This is a genomic window from uncultured Campylobacter sp., assembly GCF_938045405.1.
In the GTDB taxonomy this organism is placed as follows: Bacteria; Campylobacterota; Campylobacteria; order Campylobacterales; family Campylobacteraceae; genus Campylobacter_B.
The window spans coordinates 1-2,954 of the sequence record NZ_CALIMW010000099.1; the positions used below are offsets into that span (position 1 = coordinate 1).

Annotated in this window: 4 protein-coding genes; all 4 read right to left on the bottom strand. The window is 43.2% G+C overall.

The annotated features are described in order from the left end of the window. A partial coding sequence (locus tag Q0140_RS03615; protein ID WP_297961995.1) for a terminase family protein occupies positions 1 to 1,006 on the bottom strand: 1,006 nt, incomplete at its 3' end. Further along, positions 1,006 to 1,320: a hypothetical protein gene (locus tag Q0140_RS03620; RefSeq protein WP_297901804.1), complete on the bottom strand. Its 315-nt coding sequence runs from the start codon at positions 1,318 to 1,320 to the stop codon at positions 1,006 to 1,008. The genes Q0140_RS03620 and Q0140_RS03615, both read right to left, overlap by 1 nt. A 9-nt stretch (positions 1,321 to 1,329) precedes the next feature. Beyond that, positions 1,330 to 1,680 carry a competence protein CoiA gene (locus tag Q0140_RS03625; protein ID WP_297961998.1) on the bottom strand — a complete coding sequence of 117 codons (351 nt, stop codon included), beginning with the start codon at positions 1,678 to 1,680 and terminating at the stop codon, positions 1,330 to 1,332. Positions 1,681 to 1,783: 103 nt separating this feature from the next. Beyond that, positions 1,784 to 2,800 carry a phage portal protein gene (locus Q0140_RS03630; RefSeq protein WP_297961999.1) on the bottom strand — a complete coding sequence of 339 codons (1,017 nt, stop codon included), beginning with the start codon at positions 2,798 to 2,800 and terminating at the stop codon, positions 1,784 to 1,786. Positions 2,801 to 2,954: the final 154 nt, after the last annotated feature.

The window sequence follows — 2,954 nt, forward strand, 5'->3', positions numbered from 1 at the left end:
TCACGCAAGATTTGATAAGCTCGATACCTAAAAGCGCGCTTTCATCATCTACGAATTGACATTCATAGGCGCTCGCCCAGGTATCGGCATCAAATAATGCCCTCATCGTCTCAAGATCAAATTTCAATCCCCCCGCCATAGCCCGGTAAATATCTACGCGGTGGCGGCTAAACATATAAAATTTAAGCTCGTCGCCAAACAGCTCGGCAAAAAAACTATTCTCCTCAAAAGGTGTGGAGAGGATGGTAAGCCTACCCGCTACGGCGCCGATAGAGGGCACGAAAGCGTGCCAGATACGCTTTTGATTAGGATACCAGGCAAACTCATCCATCCAAATATCGCCGGTAAAGCCTTGCACCGTGCGGAAATTATGTGCCATGACGCGGATAGTGGCGCCATTATCAAGGCTTTTTTCATATTCGCTATCCTTGGCAAAAGATACGCCTAGCTTTTTTGCCCACATTTGCGAATAATTCATTAAAATTCTAGCCTGCTCTTCGCTGGCGCTTAAAAACAGTTGATTACGCCCTGCTACGGCGCCGAGGAGAGCATCGAGGCTTGAAACATAAGAAAAACCTATCTGACGGGATTTTAATACGATGCGAAATTGCGAAGCGTCGTTTAAAAAATCTTTTTGATAATCGAATAGCTCGCCGCTTTTAAGCGCTATCTCTTTTAGGCTTTCATATGCTCCGTTCATTAGCGCGATGGGTTTTTTCTTGTTTTTTACCTTTTGCTCTTTTACTTTGGCGCCCTGCAGCCTAGAAAGCGAAGCTGTAAGCATAGCGATCTGCTTTGCCTTGGAGTCGCTGCTTTTGCCCTTGCTAAGTGCAGCTATTTGAGCTTTTAGATTGCGTATCGTCATCGCGCCGCCCTCTTCCGCGCCTTTCTTACGCCAGCGCGCGATCGTAGCGGCATTCACTCCGTAAGATTTAGCTAACTCGGAGGCGGCATAACCTGAGTGCAAAAGATTTAGGATAAGCTCTTTAGTCTTTTTGCTATACATCACTCATCCAGGCTAGCCGTAGCCAAAAAATCTAGGGTAAAGGTGAAATTTAGTATATCCACGCCGCGCTCATCCGTAGCATCTACGCTAGAGCCCGTAAAGCTTAATAGAGGGGTCAGCCGCATCAGCTCTTTTAGCACCGCCTCTCCGCTTGCGATAGGTACTATTACGCTAAGATTGGCGCGGTATTGCGTGAGATTTAGTGCCGATCTTTCGGATACAAAAACCTTATAATCGTCCTCATGTTTTAAGATAAGCTCCTCGCAAAGCGCAATAAGCGCTTTTTCGGTAGTGATTTTTTCACTTAGATCCATTTTTACTCCTTAAACCGCAGCATAAAAGTAGCCGTTAGTATTCTTTTTAGTCGTTAGCTTATAAAATTTATCCATCCAGTACTCCTCCCATTGCTTTACGTCCTTGAAGGTCTCCAGGCTTTCGTCGTATTCGTTCGCACGTTGTTGGATCTTTAGCCAAAGCTTTTGCCCCAAAAGAGCAAGGCTCATATAGGCTTTGGCCTTAATCAGGTTTAGCCCGCTAATATCATATTTTTTTATCTCATATTCTGCCATCTCGATATATGGGATAATCTCTTCGTCGCTTATCATTTTAAGCTTATTGTATCTGCGAATTTCGTTTAAAATTTCATCCATGTTTTTTTTATCCTCTGCACTCATAATTTAAAACCCCCTTCAAAAAGCTTCAAAACGCCTTCAATTTTGCCGCAAAACTTTTGCCCGTATGTTTTATCGCCTCAAGCCTTAAGTGGCTTAGACGCTTTTATTTGTCGTATCCTAAAATTCCACGGGCCTCGGCGAGCGATAAGATACCGCTAGCAACCAAAGAACTCATCAACTCGCCGTCATCCTTAAAGCTGCTAACATCGATCGGATTTAGTTTGATCTTAAAACCCAAAGAATCGAAAAACCACTCTATCTGTTTCTGCTTAGGTATAATAGTAAGCTCATTAAAGCTATGTAGCTGCTGGGCGACCTCGCCCCCACCGCCGAGTTGAGAAGCGTTTATTATGCCCATCATCCGAGGCGGTACGCCATGAGCGGCAATAATCTCGTCTCGATTTAAATTTTTAAGCTTTTCAAAACTTATATCCTCTACTTTGCTCAGATCTTCTATGCGCACCTTAGCGTTTTCGCCGTTTGCCGTAAGCACCAAAGTTTTATGGGCCTTCTGATGGCCTTTAAAATTTACTCCAAAAAAATCTCTAAAGGCATTAAGCTGCGCTTCATCGGGTTCGGAGTTTTCAAATATGATCGCCGTATCAGCTCTAGCTGAGTTTTCAAAAAAGGCGTTATTGAAGCTATCGGCTTTTTGATTAGTCATTATGGCTAAAAGCGCGCCTAAATAATCAGGCTCGCCGTAGTATCTGCTCATCGGCGAATAATATGCTAACTGCCTCGCATTTAGCGCGATCTTACGCCCGTTTTTTACCTGAAAAACCTCTTTGTTTTTGTCCACTCGCGCTTCTACGGAGGGCAAGATATAAAGATTTCGCCCGGCGATTTCTAAATAAGCATTGCCGAAGATCTCTAAATTTAAGATAAAGGCGTATAAAAAGTCTTTAGGTGTGCCTGCCATACCTTCTAATGCTTCGCCGTCTTGCACGTTTGAAAGCAAAGAGGCCTTTAGTTGGATCGCTCTACGGTGATAGGTATTGGCATAAAATAATCCAAGCAAGTGTTCCGGAGCGCAAAACGGCTCTATAATACCGTCCGCGCCTACAGTTTCATCTTTTATTTGCGCGCTGGCTTCTGCGGCAGCTTTAAAAATCCTATCCATATTACACCTTAAATTTTTAGCGACATTGTATAGAAAAATTTTATAAAAGTTAAGCTAAATAGCGCGTATAGCGCTTATATGGGTTTTAATTTTTTCATATTTTTGTAAAAATAACGCAACTTTTTGAGCTTCGGACAATAACCCGTTGCAAGAA